This window comes from Fictibacillus tiangongensis (assembly GCF_048083785.1).
Taxonomy (GTDB): Bacteria; Bacillota; Bacilli; order Bacillales; family Fictibacillaceae; genus Fictibacillus.
Map to the genome: position 1 here is coordinate 1845839 of NZ_CP182294.1, position 21992 is coordinate 1867830.

Annotated in this window: 23 protein-coding genes and 1 tRNA gene; 18 read left to right on the forward strand and 6 right to left on the reverse strand. The window is 39.6% G+C overall.

All coding sequences use genetic code 11. The annotated features are described in order from the left end of the window. The first annotated feature begins 1 nt into the window (after nucleotide 1). The 9 genes from sirA (at nucleotide 2) to ACNJYY_RS10020 (ending at nucleotide 8606) form a co-directional block, all read left to right on the forward strand. A complete protein-coding gene (sirA, locus tag ACNJYY_RS09980; protein ID WP_416731571.1) occupies nucleotides 2-442 on the forward strand; it encodes a sporulation inhibitor of replication protein SirA in 441 nt (146 codons plus the stop codon). Nucleotides 443-519: 77 nt separating this feature from the next. Continuing rightward, nucleotides 520-738 (forward strand): YneF family protein, encoded by a 219-nt coding sequence (locus ACNJYY_RS09985; protein WP_137789584.1) that lies wholly within the window; start codon nucleotides 520-522, stop codon nucleotides 736-738. Between the two features lie 89 nt (nucleotides 739-827). Next, on the forward strand, nucleotides 828-1874 hold the full coding sequence (mnmH, locus tag ACNJYY_RS09990) for a tRNA 2-selenouridine(34) synthase MnmH (protein WP_416731572.1): 1047 nt from the start codon (nucleotides 828-830) through the stop codon (nucleotides 1872-1874). 126 nt (nucleotides 1875-2000) lie between these two features. Then, complete coding sequence (locus ACNJYY_RS09995) at nucleotides 2001-3752, forward strand: ABC transporter transmembrane domain-containing protein (protein WP_416731573.1); 1752 nt, start codon at nucleotides 2001-2003, stop codon at nucleotides 3750-3752. Further along, on the forward strand, nucleotides 3749-5551 hold the full coding sequence (locus tag ACNJYY_RS10000; RefSeq protein ID WP_416731574.1) for an ABC transporter ATP-binding protein: 1803 nt from the start codon (nucleotides 3749-3751) through the stop codon (nucleotides 5549-5551). The genes ACNJYY_RS09995 and ACNJYY_RS10000 overlap by 4 nt, the downstream gene beginning before the upstream one ends. A gap of 443 nt (nucleotides 5552-5994) precedes the next feature. Then, nucleotides 5995-6840: a M15 family metallopeptidase gene (locus ACNJYY_RS10005; protein WP_416731575.1), complete on the forward strand. Its 846-nt coding sequence runs from the start codon at nucleotides 5995-5997 to the stop codon at nucleotides 6838-6840. A 105-nt stretch (nucleotides 6841-6945) separates the two neighbouring features. Continuing rightward, nucleotides 6946-7656 carry a cytochrome c biogenesis CcdA family protein gene (locus tag ACNJYY_RS10010; RefSeq protein WP_416731576.1) on the forward strand — a complete coding sequence of 237 codons (711 nt, stop codon included), beginning with the start codon at nucleotides 6946-6948 and terminating at the stop codon, nucleotides 7654-7656. A 24-nt stretch (nucleotides 7657-7680) separates the two neighbouring features. After that, the gene (locus ACNJYY_RS10015; RefSeq protein ID WP_416731840.1) at nucleotides 7681-8139 is read left to right on the forward strand and encodes a Na(+)/H(+) antiporter subunit B; all 459 of its coding nucleotides are present in this window, start codon (nucleotides 7681-7683) and stop codon (nucleotides 8137-8139) included. Between the two features lie 2 nt (nucleotides 8140-8141). Continuing rightward, nucleotides 8142-8606: a CcdC family protein gene (locus ACNJYY_RS10020; RefSeq protein WP_416731577.1), complete on the forward strand. Its 465-nt coding sequence runs from the start codon at nucleotides 8142-8144 to the stop codon at nucleotides 8604-8606. A 49-nt stretch (nucleotides 8607-8655) separates the two neighbouring features. On the opposite strand, the gene ACNJYY_RS10025 is transcribed toward ACNJYY_RS10020, so the two are convergent. Beyond that, nucleotides 8656-9120: a DUF2621 domain-containing protein gene (locus ACNJYY_RS10025; protein ID WP_416731578.1), complete on the reverse strand. Its 465-nt coding sequence runs from the start codon at nucleotides 9118-9120 to the stop codon at nucleotides 8656-8658. Further along, a tRNA-Sec gene (locus tag ACNJYY_RS10030) sits at nucleotides 9109-9205 on the reverse strand. Before ACNJYY_RS10030 ends, ACNJYY_RS10025 begins: the two co-directional genes overlap by 12 nt. A 401-nt stretch (nucleotides 9206-9606) precedes the next feature. On the opposite strand from ACNJYY_RS10030, the gene selB reads away from it, so the two are divergent. The 5 genes from selB to phnC are packed head-to-tail and all read left to right on the forward strand — an operon-like array spanning nucleotide 9607 to nucleotide 14930. Next, nucleotides 9607-11499 (forward strand): selenocysteine-specific translation elongation factor, encoded by a 1893-nt coding sequence (selB, locus tag ACNJYY_RS10035; protein ID WP_416731579.1) that lies wholly within the window; start codon nucleotides 9607-9609, stop codon nucleotides 11497-11499. After that, nucleotides 11500-12495 carry a glycosyltransferase gene (locus ACNJYY_RS10040; protein ID WP_416731580.1) on the forward strand — a complete coding sequence of 332 codons (996 nt, stop codon included), beginning with the start codon at nucleotides 11500-11502 and terminating at the stop codon, nucleotides 12493-12495. A gap of 21 nt (nucleotides 12496-12516) precedes the next feature. Continuing rightward, on the forward strand, nucleotides 12517-13410 hold the full coding sequence (phnD, locus tag ACNJYY_RS10045) for a phosphate/phosphite/phosphonate ABC transporter substrate-binding protein (RefSeq protein WP_416731841.1): 894 nt from the start codon (nucleotides 12517-12519) through the stop codon (nucleotides 13408-13410). Between the two features lie 9 nt (nucleotides 13411-13419). Further along, entirely contained in the window at nucleotides 13420-14178 is a 759-nt protein-coding gene (gene phnE, locus ACNJYY_RS10050) for a phosphonate ABC transporter, permease protein PhnE (protein WP_416731581.1), read from the forward strand. 8 nt (nucleotides 14179-14186) lie between these two features. Beyond that, a complete protein-coding gene (phnC, locus tag ACNJYY_RS10055) occupies nucleotides 14187-14930 on the forward strand; it encodes a phosphonate ABC transporter ATP-binding protein (protein WP_191753540.1) in 744 nt (247 codons plus the stop codon). 40 nt (nucleotides 14931-14970) lie between these two features. Here phnC and selD read toward each other — a convergent pair whose 3' ends face one another. Then, a complete protein-coding gene (selD, locus tag ACNJYY_RS10060; RefSeq protein WP_416731582.1) occupies nucleotides 14971-16026 on the reverse strand; it encodes a selenide, water dikinase SelD in 1056 nt (351 codons plus the stop codon). Nucleotides 16027-16119: 93 nt separating this feature from the next. Here selD and ACNJYY_RS10065 point away from each other — a divergent pair, with 93 nt between their 5' ends. Continuing rightward, nucleotides 16120-16356 carry an Rdx family protein gene (locus ACNJYY_RS10065; RefSeq protein WP_416731583.1) on the forward strand — a complete coding sequence of 79 codons (237 nt, stop codon included), beginning with the start codon at nucleotides 16120-16122 and terminating at the stop codon, nucleotides 16354-16356. 51 nt (nucleotides 16357-16407) lie between these two features. Next, complete coding sequence (gene selA, locus ACNJYY_RS10070) at nucleotides 16408-17787, forward strand: L-seryl-tRNA(Sec) selenium transferase (RefSeq protein ID WP_416731584.1); 1380 nt, start codon at nucleotides 16408-16410, stop codon at nucleotides 17785-17787. A 51-nt stretch (nucleotides 17788-17838) separates the two neighbouring features. On the opposite strand, the gene ACNJYY_RS10075 is transcribed toward selA, so the two are convergent. Next, nucleotides 17839-17979 (reverse strand): small acid-soluble spore protein P, encoded by a 141-nt coding sequence (locus tag ACNJYY_RS10075; protein ID WP_416731585.1) that lies wholly within the window; start codon nucleotides 17977-17979, stop codon nucleotides 17839-17841. A 291-nt stretch (nucleotides 17980-18270) separates the two neighbouring features. Here ACNJYY_RS10075 and ACNJYY_RS10080 point away from each other — a divergent pair, with 291 nt between their 5' ends. Continuing rightward, nucleotides 18271-18528, forward strand: a complete 258-nt coding sequence (locus ACNJYY_RS10080; protein WP_416731586.1) for a hypothetical protein — start codon at nucleotides 18271-18273, stop codon at nucleotides 18526-18528. Here the strand turns inward: ACNJYY_RS10080 and sspO are convergent. Next, nucleotides 18525-18695 carry a small acid-soluble spore protein O gene (gene sspO / locus ACNJYY_RS10085; RefSeq protein ID WP_144700592.1) on the reverse strand — a complete coding sequence of 57 codons (171 nt, stop codon included), beginning with the start codon at nucleotides 18693-18695 and terminating at the stop codon, nucleotides 18525-18527. The genes ACNJYY_RS10080 and sspO overlap by 4 nt on opposite strands. A gap of 81 nt (nucleotides 18696-18776) precedes the next feature. Then, entirely contained in the window at nucleotides 18777-18965 is a 189-nt protein-coding gene (locus tag ACNJYY_RS10090) for a DUF378 domain-containing protein (RefSeq protein WP_416731587.1), read from the reverse strand. A 282-nt stretch (nucleotides 18966-19247) separates the two neighbouring features. Between ACNJYY_RS10090 and acnA the strand changes: the two genes are divergently transcribed. Then, a complete protein-coding gene (acnA, locus tag ACNJYY_RS10095) occupies nucleotides 19248-21974 on the forward strand; it encodes an aconitate hydratase AcnA (protein ID WP_416731588.1) in 2727 nt (908 codons plus the stop codon). Nucleotides 21975-21992 lie beyond the last annotated feature (18 nt).

Genomic DNA, 21992 nt, shown 5'->3' on the forward strand with positions numbered 1-21992 from the left:
TATGAGGGAGTTTTATATTTATCTAATCACAAAAGAAGTTGCTCATTCCTATTATGGCAAGGAAAATAAGCTGTTTCAGTTGTTTTTTGAAGAACAGCGCTCAAATGGCATTTCTAAAACCATCTTACAAAAGCAGATCAGCTACATAACCTCTCTATTATCCGTTTCTCAGTTAGAAAAACACTTCTGGAATCAATTAAATGAAAAGCAGGAATGGCGTTTAGAAGGAGAAACATATTCTTTAACTTGCAAAGATAGCATCGTGAGAATAGAACTCACTGATCAATATATACACCTTTATAGCATCGGTAACTTTGAAGCAGAAACGGTTATATTTGAAGCGTTACGTCAATATGAACCTTATTTTCTTGCGATGGATTATGGTGAAAGAAAATTCGGGTGGCTCTCACCGTTTAAATTGAACATGGTCTATGCCACTTAATTCTCTTTCAATCTTGTATGTGTAGGTAAACTTGTAGTAAACTAGTTCTAGACAACATGAAGGAGGAAGTTTTTACAATGAGTACTGGTATGATAATCCTTGTGTGTGCACTCTCACTGATTGCAGGTGTTGCGATCGGATTTTTTATTGCCCGCAAGTATATGATGAGTTATTTACAAAAAAATCCACCGATTAATGAAAATATGTTGCGTGTGATGATGATGCAGATGGGTCAGAAACCAAGTCAGAAAAAGATCAATCAAATGATGCAGGCTATGAACAAACAGATGAAGTAAGTGTTGGACAAGCACCCTGATATAGAATCGGGTGCTTGTTTTCGTTCTACCTTAAGCTAGCGATATGCATCAACAAAGGGATGATAGCAGTGAACAACGTTAAGACGATTTCCATAGATGAGATAGATGCCGAGGATTATTTGCTCTTTGATGTAAGATCTCCTAAAGAATTTGAAGAGTATCATATTCCTGGTGCGTTCAATGTTAGTATTTTTTCCAATGAGGAAAGAGCAGAAATAGGTACGCTCTACAAACAGGAGAGTAAAGAAGCTGCGATGGAGCGCGGACTGCAAGTTGTTGCACCCAAACTTCCGAACATATATAAAATGATTCATTTAAAAAGTAAAGAACATCCAGAAAAACAAGTGGTCATCTATTGCGCACGTGGTGGGTTTCGTTCAAAGAGTATTGCAGAAACGTTGAACATGATGGGGATGGGTACCTTGCAGCTCCATGGTGGTATACGGTCTTATCGAAAGAAAATTGAATCTACTCTGAAAAAGATGGTTGATGAACCAAGAAAGATTATCGTGATTGAAGGTCATACCGGTACGATGAAGACAAAACTATTGAAGCAGTTGCAAGAAGAAGGATATCCAGTCTTAAACCTTGAAGAAATGGCGGGGCATAAAGGTTCGATCTTTGGAAATATTGGAGAATATCCTGCTTCACAAAAGGAATTTGAGTCAAGACTTTATGAAAGGCTTAAAAAGTTGGAGAAATCTTCATCATTTATTATAGAATCAGAGAGTAAACGAATTGGAAGAGTAGTCGTACCCGATTTTCTTTTAGAAGGAAAGTACAGTGGTGTTCGCATTCATGTGGATCTACCTTTTCACTTGCGAGTTCAATATATCTGTAATGTGTACGAACCGCTTCTGCATAAAGATGAGATCGGGGAAGCAGTCAATAAGCTTTCAAAAAGAATACCTTCACCAATCATGATGGATATGCAAGAAAATCTTATTTCGTTGAACTACGAAAAAGTGGTTTCCCTCTTACTTGAAAACTATTATGATCCAAAGTACGACTACGCTCAACAACAGTATGACAGTGAGTGCATTAAACTGACTAGTCATTCCTATAGTGACATCTATTCACAAGTAAAGAACCAATTAGATCATCTATCGAGTTAACAATCATCACCATAATAAGAAGACCTGTTACTATCAGGTCTTTTTTTTTGAAACTTTTCCTTTTCTGAATTTTCATATATTGGTAAACTATAATTGTTTTGATATGCAAACAAGGGGGAACGGGCGTTGAGGGTTTTTCTGCAATTGATGTGGTATTTTAAACAAGAAAAGTGGCGATATTTAGGCGGGATCGTGATGCTGGCATTCGTATCATTAGGGTTGTTAGTACCTCCAAAAGTGGTCGGGCTCATTGTTGATCATATTGAGGAAGGTACGATAACCGAAGAGATCTTATGGAGATATGCTGCTGTATTAATCGGTATTGCGATTGGCATCTATGTTCTTCGTTATATCTGGAGGATCTTAATATTCGGTTCAGCCGTTAAATTGGCTATGTTACTAAGAAATAGGCTGTACGAACATTTTACAAAAAAATCTCAAGAATTCTACCATAAGAGACGTGTAGGAGACTTGATGGCTCATTCTACAAACGACCTGCAAGCCATTCAACAAACTGCAGGGGATGGTGTTTTGACTTTAGTAGATTCTTTGATGATGGGCGGCTTCACGTTGATCGCTATGGCTACTACGATCAGTTGGAAACTGACACTTGTCAGTCTTCTGCCTCTACCTATCATGGCTTGGGCAACAAACAAGTATGGCACGATGCTGCATAAGAGGTTTCATAGTGCACAAGAAGCATTCTCGACACTAAACGATAAGGTGCAAGAAAGCATCTCTGGAACGAGGGTAATCAAAGCTTTTGGTCAAGAAAGAGATGATATCGACAGCTTTTCCAACCTATCAAAAGATGCTGTAAAAAAGAACATGGCTGTTGCACGTGTCGATTCTTTGTTCGATCCGACGATATCCCTGATCATTGGTTTCTCCTTTTTCTTAGCGGTTGGTTATGGCTCGATTCTCGTAACTCGCAACGAACTCACAATAGGCGAACTCGTTTCATTTACGAGCTACCTCGGATTACTCATATGGCCGATGCTTGCATTTGGCTGGCTGTTTAACATTGTAGAGCGAGGAAGAGCTTCTTATGATCGTGTAGAGTCACTACTTGCTGTGAAAGAAGAGATCGAAGACAGTGGTTCAATCGAAAACAGTCCTAAAGGTGATATCTCATTTCAATTAGAGGAATTTTCTTACACTACGGATACTCCTGTTTTAAGTGATATCCATTTTACTTTAAAACGCGGTCAGACTCTTGGGGTAGTCGGAAAGACAGGCAGTGGCAAAACCACGCTATGCAAGCTATTGCTGCGTGAATTTCAATTAAGATCAGACGACATTATTATAGATGATCACGATATCTGTGATTATAAATTGCATGCATTACGAAATTCGATCGGCTATGTACCTCAAGACCATTTTTTATTTTCGGCAACTATTGCGGAAAATATAGCGTTCTCTAAAGTTGAATCATCTTTTATAAAAATAAAAGAAGCGGCAGAACTGGCCTCTATCCATAAAGATATATCGCAGTTCAAATACGGTTATGAAACAGTAGTGGGGGAGAGAGGCGTTACACTTTCAGGGGGACAAAAACAAAGGATCTCTATTGCAAGAGCATTGATTAAGAACCCAGAAATATTAATTCTAGACGACTCCCTTTCTGCTGTTGATGCTAAGACAGAAGAATCCATCCTTCAGCAATTGAAGAGTAAACGCCAGGATCAAACGACAATCATTACAGCACATCGCCTATCATCGATCGCGCATTGTGATCTGATCATCGTTTTGGAGAACGGAACAATCGTACAACGGGGTACTCATCTCAGTTTATTGAATGAGGATGGATGGTACAAAGAAACATATGAAAAACAAGCATTGGAAACACTGATTTCGCAAGGAGGTGTAATCAGATGAGTACCGAACAAGAACCAACGCTCGATGAGTTGCAGCAAATGAAGCAGTGGTCAGTTTTCAAAAGACTCATGTCGTATACGAAACCACACAAGAAGCGTTTGGCGTTCGCTTTCTTTCTTTTACTCGTTGCGACTGCAGCTGAACTCACCGGTCCTATTCTCGTTAAAACGTTCATCGACGATTTTGTCACACCTCGAAATTTCGATCAACAAGCTTTAGTGATCCTTGCTTCTGGATATATTGGATTAATCGTAATCTCAGCGGTCGTGAATTACATACAATTTGTTCTGTTTCAATCGGTCGCTCTAGATATCATTCAAACGCTTCGGATTCAAGTGTTTTCAAAGGTACATTCACTAGGATTAAAATTCTTTGACCGTACACCAGTTGGAAGTCTAGTATCAAGAATTACGAACGATACAGAAGCAGTGAAAGATCTTTATGTAAGTGTACTCTCAACGTTCGTTCAAAATATTGTATTTTTATTTGGAATCTTTGGCTTCATGTTCTATTTGAATTTGAAACTTGCCTTATTCTGTTTAGGGATTCTGCCGTTCATCGTTTTGATCATGTGGTTGTACCGTAAATACAGTTCAAGGTCGTTTTATGACATGAGAGAAAAACTAAGCCAGTTGAATGCTAAATTGAACGAATCTCTACAGGGGATGTCGATCGTCCAAGTGTTCAACCAGCAGAAGAGGCTAAGAAAAGAGTTCGCAAAAATCAATCAAGAGCATAATGACGCACAGATCAGAAATATAAAATACAACGGTTTGTTGCTAAGACCTGCGGTTGATCTTGTCTATATGCTTGCATTGTTGATGATTCTATCCTTTTTTGGCATTAAGTCTTTTAATTCACCCGTTGAGATCGGTGTGATCTATGCTTTTATCAATTATCTGGATCGCTTTTTTGAACCGGTTAACATGATGATGATGCGCCTTTCTATCTTTCAGCAAGCGATCGTTTCTGCAGGACGAGTATTTACAGTCATGGATGAAGAAGAATTTGCTCCTGTCAAAAAAGGGGATGAGACGCCTTCGATTTCAAGAGGAAAGATTCAATTTAAAGACGTTTCCTTTTCTTATGATGGAGAACAGGAAGTTCTAAAAGGTATCTCTTTCACTGCAGAGCCTGGTCAAACAGTGGCACTCGTCGGTCATACCGGGAGTGGTAAGAGCTCGATCATCAATTTGCTCATGCGTTTTTATGAAGTGAATAAAGGTAAGATTTTGATAGATGACGTTCCTTTATCCAGTTTTGAAAACAAAGAGTTGAGAACCAAGATGGGGCTCGTTCTGCAAGATCCTTTCTTATTTGTAGGTGATATAATGCAGAACGTAAGATTGTACAACCAGACGATCACAGATGAAGATGTAAAGAATGCAGCTAGGTTTGTTCAAGCTGCACCCTTTATCGAAAAGTTGCCAGAGGGTTATCGAACAGAGTTAGGAGAAAGAGGAGCCACTTTTTCAAGTGGGCAAAGGCAGCTGATCTCTTTTGCACGCACGATGGCTTTTTCCCCGAAAATTTTAATACTTGACGAAGCGACGGCAAACATTGATACAGAGACGGAGGAAGAGATTCAAGAAGCTCTTCATAAAATGCGAAGCGGCAGAACGACCATTGCTATCGCACATCGATTATCTACGATACAAGACGCCGAACTCATTCTCGTGTTGCATAAAGGTGAAATTGTCGAAAGAGGCACTCACCAAGAACTATTAAGACAGCGAGGATTGTATCACAAGATGTTCCTTTTACAGCATGGAAAAGATTCTATGAACGATGTAGGTTAATTAACGAAATGGTATCCGTAGGAAAAGACAGCTCTTCTTCATACAGAGCTGTCTTTCTTAATGCTGTTTTGTACTGTGTGTGTATTGCTTTCAAGTGATGCACGGTGTGTAATCTCAGGTGGTTATACGCGTCTTAGCGGTGCTCCTAACCGTTTTATAGGTGAAAACAAAGCGACTAGAGGTGAAAACAACCAACTAACCGGTGAACGAGTAATAAATATAAAAACACGTACCGTAAAATAACATAGAAAAAACCAGAGTTTTTTCAAGCAAAGTTTACGAAAAAAATTTTATTACAATCACTATTCAAAAATTGTCCCTATTTTTTACTATAATTTTTCGAAAATATGAACATGTGTTTTAAGGATTGACTTATTTGCAAATTATTTTATTATAAGATAGCATACACGTACAGACAAACTGAATAAAAGGATGAGAATGCTTTGAAGAAATATGTATTACCATCAATGTTGATCGGCAGCATGGTTGTCCTTTCAGCATGTAAGCCAGTTGATTGGGCAGAAAAGAAATGGAATGCTGCCTTTAATGAAGAGAGCTCTGAAGAGAACGAAAAACAGATTTCGAACGAGCAGACTACACCAAAACCAAAAGATGAAAACAAAAATGAAACTCCAAAAGAAGAGCCTTCAGCGGAGGGTGATCTGCCATGGCTAGAAGAGACGGTAACAGCATCCGGTGACGGAAAAGCGGTCGTACAGAATTTAGACGATCTTTTAATTGTTGCAAACAAGGAAAGAAACCTGCCAGGTGATTATGAACCGAAAGATTTAGTTACACCGAATGTTCCGTTCCCGTTTAAAGAGGATCTGCCTAAGAAAAAACTTAGAAAAGAAGCTGCACTTTCTTTAGAAGTATTGTTTAAGGCAGCCCAAGAAGATGGCCTGGAGCTGCTAGCTCAATCAGGTTACCGCTCATATGATACACAAGTATCCATCTTTGCCTTTAACGCGGAGCAAAAAGGTGAAGAAGTGGCTAACAAAACAAGTTCCAGACCCGGTCAGAGTGAGCATCAGACTGGATTGTCTATGGACGTTACTTCTCAGGAAGTGAATTTTGAACTGGTAGAAGCATTCGGTGAGACAAAAGAAGGAAAATGGCTCGCTGAGAATGCACATAAGTATGGATTCATCATCAGATATCTTAAAGGAAAAGAAGAGATAACGGGATATCAATATGAACCTTGGCATCTACGGTATGTTGGAGTGGATCATGCTAAAAAAATTCACGAGCAGGGAATTACCCTCGAAGAGTATTTACAGAAACCATAAAAATATCTGACAGCTTTTTTTAAAGCTGTCTTTCTTTATGTTTGAACAAAATGGATATTCCCTTTAAGATAGAGAGAGAACTGTAAAAAGGAGCTTACTAAAAAAATGACCGATCTTAATATTCTGCTTGCTTTTGGAGCTGGCTTGCTCTCCTTTGTTTCACCTTGCTGTTTACCGTTGTATCCTGCTTTTCTATCTTACATAACCGGGATCTCTGTTCAGGAACTTAAAGAAGAAAACGCAATGCTTAGAAAAACGGCGCTTTTACATACTGCATTTTTTTTAATAGGTTTTTCGATCATCTTTCTTTTCCTTGGTCTGTCTACTACGATAATCGGGGATCTTTTCGTCCAATATCAAACGTTGTTAAGACAAATCGGAGCTATAGTAATCATCTTTTTCGGACTAGTTGTAATAGGATTCATATCTCCTACATTTCTGATGAAGGATAAGAAGGTCAGGTTTCAGTCTCGTCCTACTGGATACCTGGGTTCCGTATTGATCGGCATTGGTTTTGCAGCAGGTTGGACACCTTGTATGGGTCCGATTCTAGCAGGCGTTATTGCGCTTGGAGTATCAAATCCAGCAGCTTCTATGACGTATATGGTCGCTTATGTTTTAGGATTTGCTGTTCCTTTCTTTGTTTTAAGCTTCTTTTTGGATAAACTAAAGGTAATAAAAAAGTTCAATCGTCAGTTTATGGTAGTTGGCGGAACTCTGATGGTCATCATGGGAATCTTACTATACTTTGATTGGCTGACTCAATTAACGTCGTTTTTAACAAACCGTGTGTTTGGAGGATTCAAAGGTTTTTAAGAGTAAAATGGAAAGGGGATTTACATCATGCATACACGATCGAATGACCTTATCTTAAAAACAACAACAACTATTATTGTTTTTGTTATTTTAGCTTTTTCAATCAACATGCTTTTTTCAGGTCACAATGCACCTGGAGGAGGATTTATCGGAGGATTGATGGGAGCAGGAGCATTTCTTCTTCTCTATGTTTCCTACGGATTACAGCCTGTACATAGAATCTTGCCGATTAACTTTACGTACATGATCGCAGCCGGTTTATTGATCGCCATACTGACCGGTGCAGGTTCCTTTGTTTTGGGTGTTCCGTTTTTGAGTCATAGTTTTGGCTATTTTCAACTTCCTCTGTTAGGAAAGACTGAACTCGCTACAGCGATGCTCTTTGACTTAGGTGTATATCTGACAGTAATCGGTGTGACGATGACCATTATCCTCTCAATTGCAGAAGATAAGATCGAGAAAGAAGTAGGGGAAGGGAACTAACGGTGTTTTTTATTGCGAGTACATGCTTTGCCATCATCATGGCAGTGATTATTTTTAATTTTCGAATGAAAGAAACAAGAGAACCGGTGACGACCAAAAAGATCATCATACCCCCATTGGCTATGAGCACAGGTTTTCTTCAGTTCGTGATTCCTGCTTTTCACATCACCTGGACGGAAGCGGGGGAGGCGTTCTTAGTAGGTGTCATGTTCTCGATATTTCTAATCATGACAAGCAAGTTCGAGATTAAAGGCGATCATGTATACTTAGTTCGATCGAAAGCCTTTATCTTTATCATAATCGGATTGTTTGCCATCCGCTTAGCTCTAAAGTGGTATATCGGTTCGACGATATCGATCTTTGAAACAAGTTCGTTATTCTTTATCGTTGCGTTTGGAATGATTCTGCCATGGCGACTTGCCATGCTCGTTTTGTTCAATAAAAAGAAAAATGAAATCGCATTATAAACTTTAATAACAAAAGAAAACCCCTGAATCTAAATGATTCAGGGGTTCTTTATGCGAGTAAAGAATGATAAGGTTTGATATCGATGTTTTTCTTTTTTAGTGTCTTGATCAACCACTTGTGATCTCTTTTTGGTGTAGCGATAATATAGCCGCGAATGATTAAGTCTTGTGACATTGAACTTGCATTTTCTTGCAATGCTAATTCGCCAATCTTACCAGCTATCTTTTCTTTAGCTACATCCCTGAAGAGTTCCGGTACTGGAGCTACTAATTCATTTAGAAGCTTTTTCTGATCATCTGTCCATAGATGAATAGTTTGGTTGATGTAATGTTCTTGCCAATCTAAAATTGATTTTCCATCTTCTTTAGGTAATCGTTTTAAGAATTTGCGGAACATAAAATAGCCGCCGATTGCAAACATAGTAAATAAAAAAACGGACCATAACACGATAAAAGTGATGAACCATCCAGACAATGCGTCCACCTCATATGTATAAATTTTTGGCGGGACCATGTGGGAATCGAACCCACCGGAGACGGCACGCGCCTCCCAAAAGGTTTTGAAGACCCAGGCAAGCACCAGCTACACATCTGGCCCCATGTAAATTCCTTAGCTCGCTATTGCATTATACAGCATTTTACCTCTGTAGGACAAGACTTGAGCCTTTTTCCTTACGGTAGGGGAGAGAGAGTTTGTCGAATTGTGGTGCAACGCGACTGTAACAGAGGAAAAATCCAACTATAACAACTTACCACTATAACAGTAAATTTTTTCAACTATAACAGTTCATCCTGTGGACAAGTGTGAATAACTTGTTCTGTGGATAACCTGTGGGTATACAGTGATGAATAAATATGCATTTGTTTATAGTGGTCTGGGAAATAATATCAAACAGGCAAAGTTCGCTATTTTTCAACATTGAATAATGCGTTATCCTTGTTTTTTACATCTCCTTTTCATAAAGTGTAAAAGAGTATGTACATATAGGTGGTTAAACATATGACGATAAACTATTATACGATTGGAATGGCCGGACACATTGATCACGGAAAAACGACGCTAACAAAAGCTTTGAGTGGGATCGATACAGATACACTCAAAGAAGAAAAAGCACGTAAGATTACGATCGAACCAGGGTTTGCGCCTTTTCCGTTAACAAAAGACCTGCATACCTCTATAGTAGATGTACCGGGTCATGAAAAGCTGATTCGTCAGATGATCGCTGGTGTGGCGGGAATCGATCTAGTTCTCCTTGTGATCGCTGGAGATGAAGGTGTGATGCCTCAAACGAGAGAACACTTTGAAATTCTTTCCTACTTAGGCATTGAGAAGGGAATAATCGTAGTTACAAAGTCAGATTTGATCGATGAAGAGATGAGGTTGTTAGTTGAAGAAGACATTTTGGAACTTACAAACTCATCGGTTTTTGAACATTTTCCAATACATTTTGTAGACAGCGTTTCTTCTGCAGGAATAGAGAAATTGAAAAATCAAATCATTAACCTCTTAAGAGACACACCTGTTAAATCGTCACAAGGCGCGTTTCGCATGCCGATTGATCACATCTTTACCGTAAAAGGACAAGGTACTGTTGTAAGAGGTACGGTCTATGAAGGTGAGGTTCAGGAAGGTGATGAACTTCTTGTTCAGCCAGGTAACGATAAAGTGAAGATTCGAAAACTTCAAGTGCATAAACAAGATGTTCATTCCGCTAGAGCGGGGCAGAGAGCAGCGCTAAACCTTTCAGGAGGTTCTAGAGCAGATTGGAAAAGAGGTCATGTACTAGTAGAATCGAATGTCTACTCGACCACGAACACTATCGATCTCGTGTTATCAACGGGTGGAGGCTGGCAAGGAAAGTTGAAACAGCGCTCGCTTGTGAAGTTTTATAGTGGTACGTCTGAAGTGATGGGTAAACTCGTCCTATTCGACCGAAATGAGCTTGATGTCAATGAAGATCAAATATATTGTCAAGTTCGATTAGATCAAGAGGTCGTAACGAAACGAGGGGATCGTTTCATCTTAAGAAGACCAACTCCTGAGGAAACAATTGGCGGAGGAGAAGTTATCGACCCGAAAGGATCTGTTTATAGATTTGGAGCAGAGACCATCGAACGATTGAAAAGTAAACATAAAGGAACTCCTGGTGAGCGGGTTCTACAGTTGCTTAATAAATTAGGTTCGATGACAGAATTAGAACTTAAGAGATCTAGTGGAATGGATGAGGAAATTCTTCAACACACGTTGGACGAACTATTAAATGAGGGTTCTGTTGAACGAATGCAGAATTATTTGGTTTCTCATTCTACGGTACAGCATATAAAATCTAGCATCATGAACAAACTTCAAAACTTCCATAGTGAGTATAGTTTAAGGCAAGGTATTCCAAAGGCAGAAATTGTTCAATCATTCCAACGCGAAGTAAATCCGAAGATAGTTAACGCGCTTCTTGAAAAATGGGTAACAGATTCGACCGTTTCGATCACGGACCAATTTGTTCACCTATCTCATTTTAAACCACAATATCCAGAAAAATGGGCGAAAAGGATGGCGAATGTTCTGACCATCTTAGAAGAAGCGCAGCTTGAACCGGATGACCTAGTGAACATCTATAACGCTCAACAACTTCCAGAACCTCTTTATCATGAGTTTAAGTATTTTTTGATTAAGACTAATGAAGTGGTGACGCTATTTGATGAAGTGGTGTTGAGTAAAAAGGCATTTGTTTCAGCAGTTGAACAATTGAGAGTCAATACGGATTTAGCCTTCTCCGTGCAGGATGCAAAGGCGGTTCTTCATACATCAAGAAAGTTTTTAATACCGATCTTGGAATGTATGGATTCTTTAGGATATACGATGCGAGAATCTAATCTTAGGAAATGGGTGCAATAATTGAGAGTTGTTTTTTTCACTCCATATTATAAACAGAGCCGTGGTAATTCTACTACGGCCAAACGGTTAGAACATGGATTGTCTCAGAAAGTTGAGTTTTCTTTATTTCCGTATGAAGAATCAAGTGTTAATCCTACTCTTCTTGAATGGATGAAGAAAGCGGATATTTATCACATTCTTCATTTTTCTAGATTCGTTCAATGGGCTGAAAAAAATGAGGTTACGTTGGACAAGCCATATATCGTTACCTCTGGAGGAACAGATCTCAACCATTCATTAATAGAAGACGAAGAAAGATATCTGCCTATGTTGCGTGAAGCAAAAGCTGTCGCTGTTTTTACTCAACAAGCTAGACAAATGCTCGTAAAAGATTATGGAATAAGTGATAAATCTGTACATGTGATACCTCAAAGTATCTATTTACCTACTACAGACCATACGCTCCAAACATTGACTCTACCTGAGGGCTTTCCAAAATTGTTACTGCCAGCTGGAATTCGCCCGGTAAAAGATGTTCTTTTTGCTTTAGAAAGCTTGATTAAGCTGTCTGAAGATTTCACTGAACTCTGTTTTTTACTAGTAGGTGCAAACTTAGATGAGGAAGAGCTCGAACGAGTGAAGAAGGCAGAAAAGGAGTATGATTGGCTGTATTATCTGCCCGAAGTAGAACTCAGTCAAATGAAGGAGCTGTATGAATGGGGAGATGTTGTACTGAATACATCGATCTCAGAGGGGCAGCCGACAGCATTATTAGAAGCGATGAGTTTTAAAAAACCTGTAATTGCTAGGAATAATGTCGGAAACGCTAGCATCATACAGCACGGAATGAACGGTTTGCTGTTTCGATCTCAAGAAGAACTATATCATTCAATAAAAAAAGTGATCTCTGATAATAAAACGTATAAACAACTAAGTAATCATGGGTATCAAACCATAAAAGAGAACCACACTATAAAGAAAGAGATAGACTCTTATATGGAATTATATAAAGATTAATAAGAAAAAGGAGAGAGTATGATGAAAAAACTTAGTTTTTTGTTGCTGACTATGATGCTATTCTTATCAGCTTGCGGAACGAATAATGAAGATAAGAAAAATTCGAACTCAAATAAAGATGAGGTCTTTACGATTGGAGTGATCCCAGCACAAACAGAAGGTGAGATGAAGGGTGCGCTTGATAAGCTTCAGAAAGTGCTTAGTGAGAAAATGGACCGTGAAGTTAAAATCACATCTTATCCAGATTACAACGGTGTAGTTGAAGCGATGAACTATGATAAGATCGACATGGCTTATTTCGGACCTCTTACATACGTTGTCGCTCATGAAGAGAGTGGAGCGAAAGCGATCGTAACTCAACTGATCAAAGGTGAACCGTTCTACTATTCTTATTTAATCACGCATAAAGACAGCGAGTATGAAAGTTTTGAGGATATGGCTTCAGACGTTAAGAATGTCAAGTTTGCTTTTGGTGACCCATCCTCAACTTCAGGCTCATTGATTCCTAGTATTAAATTAAAAGATGAAGGCATCTATAGAAGTGAATCTGATAGTGATTTTAATAATGTTAGGTTCACCGGTTCACATGATGCGACCGCACTTGCTGTTCAAAACAAACAAGTAGATGTTGGTGCGATCGACAGCGCTATCTATGATAAATTGATCGAAGAAGGGGCGATTGACGGAGAACAGTTTAAAGTGATCTGGAAGTCAGAAAAATTGTTCCAATATCCTTGGGCTGTATCTGAAAGTACAGATGAGAAAACGATGAAGAAACTTCAAGAGATCTTTTTAGATATTAAAGATAAAGAGATCTTAGATGCCTTTGGTGCAACTGGGTTTACGAAAGCAGACAACAAGGATTACGAGAGTATCCGAAAAGCAGCGATTAAAGAGGGTACCATTCAAGAATAGAGGGGAACCATGGTTTGGTTTAAGAGGAGCCAGTTTTTAATTCTTTTATGCTTAAGCTTACTCGTGATAGGAAGCATGAAACTAACCGAGTTTGATCTTTCAAAGTTTAGAGATTTTCAGAATATGGGTGACTTTCTGTCGAAATGGTTTCCGATGAACACAGAAAGTCTGCCGTTTCTGTTTCAAGAAAGTTTGTTAACGATTGCTATTGCATTTTTGGGGAGTTTATTCGGTCTGATTATCGCACTTCCGTTAAGCTTTATGGCGGCTCGAAATACGAGTGAAAATCGCTTTGTCTATTTCTTAACTCGCTTCTTGCTTAGCTTTTTACGATCAGTACCTGAATTTGTTTTCGGTCTAATTCTTTTAACAACGCTTGGACTTGGCCCGTTTCCTGCCGTTATCGCCATCATATTTCATAACATCGGAGTATTAGGAAAGCTGATATCAGAGCTGATCGAGTCGGCTGATAAGGGTCCGATGGAAGCGATGCTTGCAGTTGGGGCAAGGAAATGGATCGGGAATCTTTTTGCAGTACTACCACAAATATGGCCGAATGTCCTGTCTCAATTTTTTTACCGATTTGAGGTCGCTATTCGTACCTCGCTCATCTTGGGTTTGATTGGAGGAGGAGGAATCGGTCAACAGTTATTTATTCATTTTAAAACGTTTCAGTATCAACTCGTCTCGGTTGACGTTCTACTCATCATGATCATGGTCATCATGGTGGACTATACGGGCAGCAAAATTCGGGAAAAGGTGATTTAGGTGATAATATGATTGAATTTAAGAGTGTATCTGTCACGTATCCTGGTGCTAAAGAACCTGCTTTAGCAGATGTGAATATTACTTTCCAAAAGGGAGAGTTTGTTTGTGTCTTAGGAAGAAGCGGTGCAGGAAAATCAACATTTATCAGATGCATTAACGGGCTGCAGCCTGTATCTGAAGGTTATGTGAAATGGGAAGATAAAACGTTAAGTGAGATGACTCACAAAGAAACGTTAGAAGTTCGCCGGAAAACAGGTATGATCTTTCAGCACTTTAACTTGATTCCGAGGATGAGTGTTGTTCAGAACATCTTAACAGGACTGTTTGGATACAAAAAATCATATGAGAACTTGTTAGGATTGTTTAAATCCAGTGATCGATTGCAAGCTCTAGAGGCGATTGATCAGGTTGAGCTAACGGTTGAACCAACAAGACGAGTTGAGAAGTTAAGCGGCGGGCAAAAACAAAGAGTAGCTATTGCTCGAGCACTCGTTCAAAATCCGAAAGTATTCTTAGGAGACGAACCTGTTGCGAGTTTGGATCCTGGAACGGCTGATCGGATTTTTCAATTATTAAAAAAAACTCATGTGAAAAGAAATCTTGTGTCAATTATTAACGTGCACGACGTCATTCTCGCTAAAAAATTTGCCACAAGAATCATTGCGCTTAAGGACGGAAAACTCGTTTTTGACGGAACACCTGAAGAATTTGATGATAAGGTCTATGCAGACATCTATAACCATTCATCATAAAAATAAACAAAAAAAACTCCGAACTCGGAGTTTTTTTTGTTTAATTGGCTTTGATCGGTTTCTCAGAGAATGGAAGAACACGACCGACGATGCTAGCGTCAGTTATTCCATTAGTGTGAAGTCTCTTCACATATTCTAGAGCTTCGTTTTCAGGAAGGCTTACGAGTAAACCGCCAGAAGTTACAGCATCACATAAAATCCATTGCTGCCACTCGGAAAGGTCGTTTCCGTATTGAACATCATCTTTTATCCAACGATGATTTGCTTTTGAGCCACCAGGAACGATCCCCTCTTGAGCAAGCTCTGATGTGCCTGGTAAAAGTGGAACTCGGTCATAATCGATCACGATTGTAATATGTCCTGTTCCTTTTGCCATCTCAGTCGCATGACCAAGGAGACCAAATCCAGTTACATCTGTAACAGCGTTTGGAGATAGACCTTCTAAACATTCAGCAGCAGTCTTATTCAGTGCTGCCATCGTTTCGCTGACTACTTGAAGCTGCTCGGCGGTAAGCTTGTCTTTTTTTATCGCTGTGGTTTGTATACCCACACCGATTGGTTTTGTTAACACAAGAACATCTCCAGGTCTCGCACCAACATTTTTAAATACTTTTGATGGATGAACAAGTCCTGTTACAGAAAGACCAAACTTAGGCTCTGAATCATCGATCGAGTGTCCGCCAACCAGAACTGCACCAGACTCCTTCACTTTATCGGCTGCTCCTTTTAGGATTTCAGCAAGAACATCGTGACCGAGAGTGTTGATCGGGAAACCTACTATATTCATTACCGTCGTAGGATGTCCTCCCATTGCGTAAACATCACTTAGTGAATTGGCAGCCGCAATTTGGCCAAACATGTATGGATCGTCTACAATTGGTGTAAAGAAGTCGACTGTCTGGATCATAGCAAGGTCATCCGTTAACTTGTAGACTCCTGCATCGTCTGAGGTATCTAAACCAACTAAAAGGTTAGGATCATTTTCACGTTTTGGTAGATGACGCAAAACTTGCGCCAGGTCTTCTGGACCAATTTTACAGCCTCAACCACCTTTTGAGGAAAGGTGAGTAAGCTTAACATTGTCTTTACTTGTCATAATGAAACGACACCTCCTTTTGTTAGTATAAACATTATTTTTGTGAAATGCATAAGGATATACTAAAATAGTCTTAAAAAAGGAGGATGAAAAATGAAAGTATCTATTGAATTCTGCATGATGTGAAACTTTGCACCAAAAGCCGCGAGTCTCGCGGAAGACCTGTTCAACCATTTTCGTTCTAAAATTTCATCACTCGAACTGATCCCTAGCTCTGGGGGAGTGTTTGAAGTAAACGTCAATGGCGAAAAGATTTATTCAAAAAAAGAGACCGGAGAATTTCCGGATCATGATTTGATCATACAACAATTAGAAAAATTAATGGCTTAAAAACGATGCCCTCCCTAAGGGATCGTTATACCCTTAAGGAGGAGCTTCATCTTGTCAAAATCTGATCTATTAAGACAGCTGCCTGCCGTGCATGAGGTAGTAAAAGATATCAGTTCTGAAGTGAGTGGCAAACCGGAAAAGGAAATAACACGAGCGGTTCAAGATGCGATCAAACATTGGCGGAAAACTATTCTTAACGACCGCCATGCTATTGACTTGAAAACTGATATGAGGTCACTCGTTAAAAATTCAGCAAAGTCTAACTTAACTCATCCTACGGATCAGATCCGCTCCTTGATTAATGCTAGTGGAATCATTATACATACAAATCTAGGACGTTCGAGACTCAGTGAGAAAAGTGTAGAACGGATGAGTGAAACAGCAAGAATGTATTCGAATTTAGAATATAATTTGGAAGCAGGAAAAAGAGGTTCCAGGCATGACCTGACAGAGAATCTAATTAAACAAGTGACAGGTGCAGAAGCAGCGATGGTCGTAAACAATAATGCTGCAGCCGTTTACTTGATTCTTAAAGCGCTAGCTAAAAACAAAGAAGTAATCGTGTCAAGAGGTGAGCTGGTTGAAATAGGCGGTTCATTTCGTGTCTCTTCTATTATGGAAGAAAGTGGAGCGAAACTCCGTGAGGTTGGAACGACGAATAAAACGCATCTCTTTGATTACGAAAGAGCGCTGAATGATGATACTGGTATGATCATGAAGGTTCATACAAGTAATTTTAAGGTGATCGGGTTCACGAAAGAAGTTCCTTCAAGTGAGTTGATTCAGTTGAAAAAGGATCATCAAGAGCTGATTATATACGAAGATCTTGGAAGTGGAGCTCTCTATCCTTTTCAGTCTGAAGGAATCGGTGATGAACCATTGATCGCCTCCGTTATTAACAATGGATTAGATATAGTGTCTTTTAGCGGAGATAAACTTTTAGGCGGCCCACAAGCTGGAATAATTGCAGGTAAGAAAAAGATCATCGAGAAATTGAAAAAGCATCAGCTAGCTCGTGTTTTAAGAGTGGATAAATTTACGATTGCTGCATTAAACGAAACGTTGCAGTCGTATATGAATGAAGAATATAAAGAAATTCCTACGGTTAGAGATATTTTGAAAACTCCTGAAGAGATCAGAGAAGTCGTATGGCGACTAAAAAGAAAAGTGGAAGATCATTCTTCTCTGCATATCCGAATTCTAGAAGAATTCTCTCAAGTTGGGGGAGGAACGATGCCGGATGTGAAGTTACCAACATTTTGTTTAGGACTTAAACACTTTAAAGGAGCAGATTATTTAGCAAGAGCTTTCCGGAATTATCGCACCCCCATTATCGTGAGGATCAAAGGGGAAGAAGTCCTTCTCGATCTTAGAACGATTTCCGAGGATGAGCTTTTGACGGTTGAAGATGCAATACGTTCGATCGATTAAGAACAGGGACTGACAGATTATCTGTCGGTCCCTGTGGTTGTTTTATTTTATTTAACTGCCTTCTCCATGGTTCTGTCTCGTATGGTTACGTTGCTTTACTTTTTTAGAACCACTCATAGGAGCTGGTTGTCCAGGGTTCTCTCCTTTAGGAGCGTTCTTTCGAATATCTTTAAACGTATTATGCTCTCCCATAGTAAGCCTCCTATCTTTCTTTTCACTTTTGTATAATTATTTGTTAGAAAGGCTTCATTGCCTAGTTGATTGTAGTGCAAGGTGTGAGACTCCTGGGGGATCAGCGGGACAGGTGAGACACCTATGGGCGCATAGCGCGCGAGGTGGCTCACCGCACGCCCCCGGAAAGCGAGCACCTGGAACGTAAATCAACTACATCTGTGCAATTGCTCAGCAAAAGAAAGCAATTTATTGAATAATTATAGATAATATTGGAACGTTAAAGGTATATCAAAACAAAGGATGGTAATTATGCCCTATCATAAAAACAAGCAACAAGCATATCAAGCTGCTGAGCAAGGTTATCACCATGCAATGGATATCTCCAAAACTTTGGACGCGTCAGATAGTGAATATGGTGTTTTTTATTCTCATTTTATGACCGAGAACGAAAAGGCTTGTCAACAAATACAGAACGCTCTGGAAACAGCTTCTGAACATCAACAGCCGCAGTTAGAAAGCTTTCTAAATGAGCTGCAACAACTTCAAAGTCAGTTTCCAAAACCTTAATGTCTTTTCTTCGTTTTCTTATTGTTTTGACGCTCAGCTTCACTTAACTTTTCATTAGGTAAGGATAATGCCTCATTACCGAATTCTGTCTCATATCCAGCTCCCTTACCTTGAGCTTTTGCTGCATTCATGCCAGGACGCGAGTGATTTGCTTTATTTCTTCCCATGTGTTTGTCACCTCCGTTACATTTAGTTTGTGCAATATCAAAAAGAAGAAGCACTCCAAAAAAAGGAGTGCTTCTTTACGTTCAAGATTTATATTTACTGAGTAACAGCCAGACACCAGAAAGGCCGATCAAACTGTATAAAACTTTTGTAACAGTGGTAGCGCTTCCAAGAATTTCTGTCACAACGTTATAATCAAAAAGACCGATTGCTCCCCAGTTTAATGCTCCGATCAACACGAGTAAAGCGGCAAGTTTTTTTAACCATTCCATCCTGTTTCCCTCCAATCTTTTTAAGCGTGGTACTTATGGGAAAACAAAAAGAAGTATTACGTAATTTACTATATGCAGGCACGAAGATTCTGGTGATATTTATACCATAAGAAAAACTTATGTCGATTGATAACTATTAACTATTTTACTTATGAAAGGGTTTTACGTATGATAATAGAGGGAAAAAAAGATTTTGTGTAAATGACTCTGAAATTGAACACATTTTTTCGACAATTTTTCTCATAATCGTGTATGATTGTTAGTGAAGGGAGAGAGTGGAACATGAAAAGAAATGATGTATTTAATGCCCGTTCTACTTTTGATGTGAACGGTAAGGAATATAGCTATTACCGTTTAGGAGCGTTAGAAGAAGCGGGAATTGGTAACGTATCAAAATTACCCTACTCTGTAAAAGTATTATTGGAATCTGTATTGAGACAATTTGATGGAAAAGTAATCAACAAAGACCATGTTGAAAATCTTGCTAAGTGGGGCACGAGTGAGCTAAGAGATATCGATGTTCCTTTTAAGCCTTCACGTGTTATTCTTCAGGATTTTACAGGAGTGCCGGCTGTTGTTGATCTAGCTTCACTTCGTAAAGCCATGAAGGATATGGGTGGAGACCCTTCTCAGATCAACCCTGAAATTCCAGTTGATCTTGTAGTTGACCATTCTGTACAAGTTGATAAAGCGGGTACTCAAGATTCACTGGCTTTCAACATGAACCTTGAATTTGCTCGAAATGAAGAGCGTTACAAACTTTTGAGCTGGGCTCAATCTGCGTTTGACAACTACCGTGCAGTTCCTCCAGCGACAGGTATTGTCCACCAAGTTAACTTAGAGTACTTAGCCCCTGTAGTTCTTACGAGCGAATCTGAAGGTGAAACTATTGCTTACCCTGATTCATTAGTAGGTACAGATTCTCATACAACAATGATCAATGGTCTTGGAGTATTAGGATGGGGTGTTGGTGGGATTGAAGCAGAAGCAGGCATGTTAGGACAGCCTTCTTACTTCCCAGTTCCAGAAGTAATCGGTGTTAAATTAACTGGAACGCTTCCAAACGGAACGACTGCAACAGACCTTGCACTTAAAGTAACGCAAGTATTGCGTGAAAAGAAAGTAGTAGGGAAGTTCGTCGAGTTCTTCGGCCCAGGACTTGCTGATATGCCGCTTGCAGACCGTGCGACAGTTTCAAATATGGCTCCTGAATATGGGGCGACTTGTGGTTTCTTCCCAGTTGATGAAGAAGCTTTAAACTACCTTCGTTTAACAGGTAGAACAGAAGATCAGATCCAGCTTGTAGAAGCGTATTGCAAAGCAAACGGATTGTTCTACACTGCAGGAGATGCTGATCCTGAATTTACAGACGTTGTTGAAATCAATCTTTCTGAAATTGAGCCAAACTTGTCAGGACCAAAACGCCCACAAGATTTGATTCCTTTATCACAAATGAAAGACAGCTTTAATAAAGCACTCGTAGCTCCACAAGGAAATGCAGGGTTCGGGCTTACAGCTGATGAGATCAACAAAGAAGTTACCGTTAAGCATCCGAACAACGAAACTTCTACGATGAAGACTGGTGCAGTTGCGATCGCCGCAATTACAAGCTGTACGAATACGTCTAACCCTTACGTAATGTTAGGTGCTGGATTAGTTGCTAAGAAAGCGATTGAAAAAGGCTTAAAAGTTCCTGGATATGTTAAAACATCTTTAGCACCAGGATCTAAAGTTGTTACACGTTATCTAGAAGAAGCAGGCTTAATGAGCTATATGGATCAGTTAGGGTTCAACCTTGTTGGTTACGGTTGTACCACATGTATCGGTAACTCAGGTCCTTTGGCGCTTGAAGTTGAAAATGCGATCTCTAAGAACGATCTAACTGTAACTTCAGTACTTTCAGGAAACAGAAACTTTGAAGGACGTATCCACCCGCTTGTAAAAGCCAACTACTTAGCTTCTCCACCGTTAGTAGTAGCGTATGCACTAGCAGGAACTGTAGATTTCAACCTTCAATCTGATTCTTTCGGAACAGACAAAGAGGGTAACGAGGTTTACTTTAAAGATATCTGGCCTTCAACAGAAGAGATTAATGAAGCGATGAAGAAAGCAGTTACTCCAGAATTGTTCAAGAAGGAATACGAGCGTGTATTTGATGAGAACGAACGTTGGAACGAACTGAAGACTTCAGCTGACCAATTATATGGATTTGAAACATCATCAACGTACATTCAAAACCCTCCGTTCTTTGAAGAGCTTTCTGCAGAACTTAAAGAGATCCAACCTCTTAAAGATCTTAAGCTTATCGCTAAATTCGGGGATTCTGTTACAACTGACCACATTTCACCAGCAGGTGCGATCGGAAAAGATACTCCTGCAGGCAGATACTTGATTCAAAACGGTGTAGAGCCTCGCGACTTTAACTCTTACGGTTCTCGTCGTGGTAACCATGAAGTAATGATGCGTGGTACTTTTGCGAATATTCGTATTCGTAACGCAGTTGCTCCTGGTACTGAAGGTGGATGGACTACTTTCTGGCCAACTAACCAAGTGATGAGCATCTATGATGCTGCGATGAAATACAAAGAGAACGGTACGGGTCTTATGGTAATCGCAGGAAAAGATTACGGTATGGGATCTTCTCGTGACTGGGCAGCAAAAGGTACTACATTACTAGGAATTCAAACTGTACTTGCTGAAAGCTTCGAGCGTATCCACCGTTCAAACCTTGTGTTGATGGGTGTACTGCCTCTTCAATTCAAAGATGGGGAGACTGCTGAGACGTTTGGACTTACAGGGAAAGAATCATTCACAGTTTCCGTTGATGAAACGGTTAAACCGCGTGATCTTGTTCAAGTAACAGCTGTTTTTGAAGACGGAACTGAGAAAACATTTGAAGTTGTAGCTCGTTTTGACAGCGAAGTTGAAATTGAATACTATCGTCATGGTGGTATCCTTCCAATGGTACTTCGTAACAAGCTTGCTCATTCGTCTCAAACTCAAAACTAATAAAAAATCCTTTGCCAA

Excerpts from the sequence above, each read along its gene's own strand:
- sirA (WP_416731571.1), top strand. The coding sequence starts at position 2 with ATGAGGGAGTTTTATATTTATCTAATCACAAAAGAAGTTGCTCATTCC.
- ACNJYY_RS09985 (WP_137789584.1), top strand. The coding sequence starts at position 520 with ATGAGTACTGGTATGATAATCCTTGTGTGTGCACTCTCACTGATTGCA.
- ACNJYY_RS10000 (WP_416731574.1), top strand. The coding sequence starts at position 3,749 with ATGAGTACCGAACAAGAACCAACGCTCGATGAGTTGCAGCAAATGAAG.
- ACNJYY_RS10010 (WP_416731576.1), top strand. The coding sequence starts at position 6,946 with ATGACCGATCTTAATATTCTGCTTGCTTTTGGAGCTGGCTTGCTCTCC.
- ACNJYY_RS10025 (WP_416731578.1), bottom strand. The coding sequence starts at position 9,120 with ATGGTCCCGCCAAAAATTTATACATATGAGGTGGACGCATTGTCTGGA.
- selB (WP_416731579.1), top strand. The coding sequence starts at position 9,607 with ATGACGATAAACTATTATACGATTGGAATGGCCGGACACATTGATCAC.
- phnD (WP_416731841.1), top strand. The coding sequence starts at position 12,517 with ATGAAAAAACTTAGTTTTTTGTTGCTGACTATGATGCTATTCTTATCA.
- phnE (WP_416731581.1), top strand. The coding sequence starts at position 13,420 with ATGGTTTGGTTTAAGAGGAGCCAGTTTTTAATTCTTTTATGCTTAAGC.
- phnC (WP_191753540.1), top strand. The coding sequence starts at position 14,187 with ATGATTGAATTTAAGAGTGTATCTGTCACGTATCCTGGTGCTAAAGAA.
- ACNJYY_RS10075 (WP_416731585.1), bottom strand. The coding sequence starts at position 17,979 with ATGGGAGAGCATAATACGTTTAAAGATATTCGAAAGAACGCTCCTAAA.
- ACNJYY_RS10080 (WP_416731586.1), top strand. The coding sequence starts at position 18,271 with ATGCCCTATCATAAAAACAAGCAACAAGCATATCAAGCTGCTGAGCAA.
- sspO (WP_144700592.1), bottom strand. The coding sequence starts at position 18,695 with ATGGGAAGAAATAAAGCAAATCACTCGCGTCCTGGCATGAATGCAGCA.
- ACNJYY_RS10090 (WP_416731587.1), bottom strand. The coding sequence starts at position 18,965 with ATGGAATGGTTAAAAAAACTTGCCGCTTTACTCGTGTTGATCGGAGCA.
- acnA (WP_416731588.1), top strand. The coding sequence starts at position 19,248 with ATGAAAAGAAATGATGTATTTAATGCCCGTTCTACTTTTGATGTGAAC.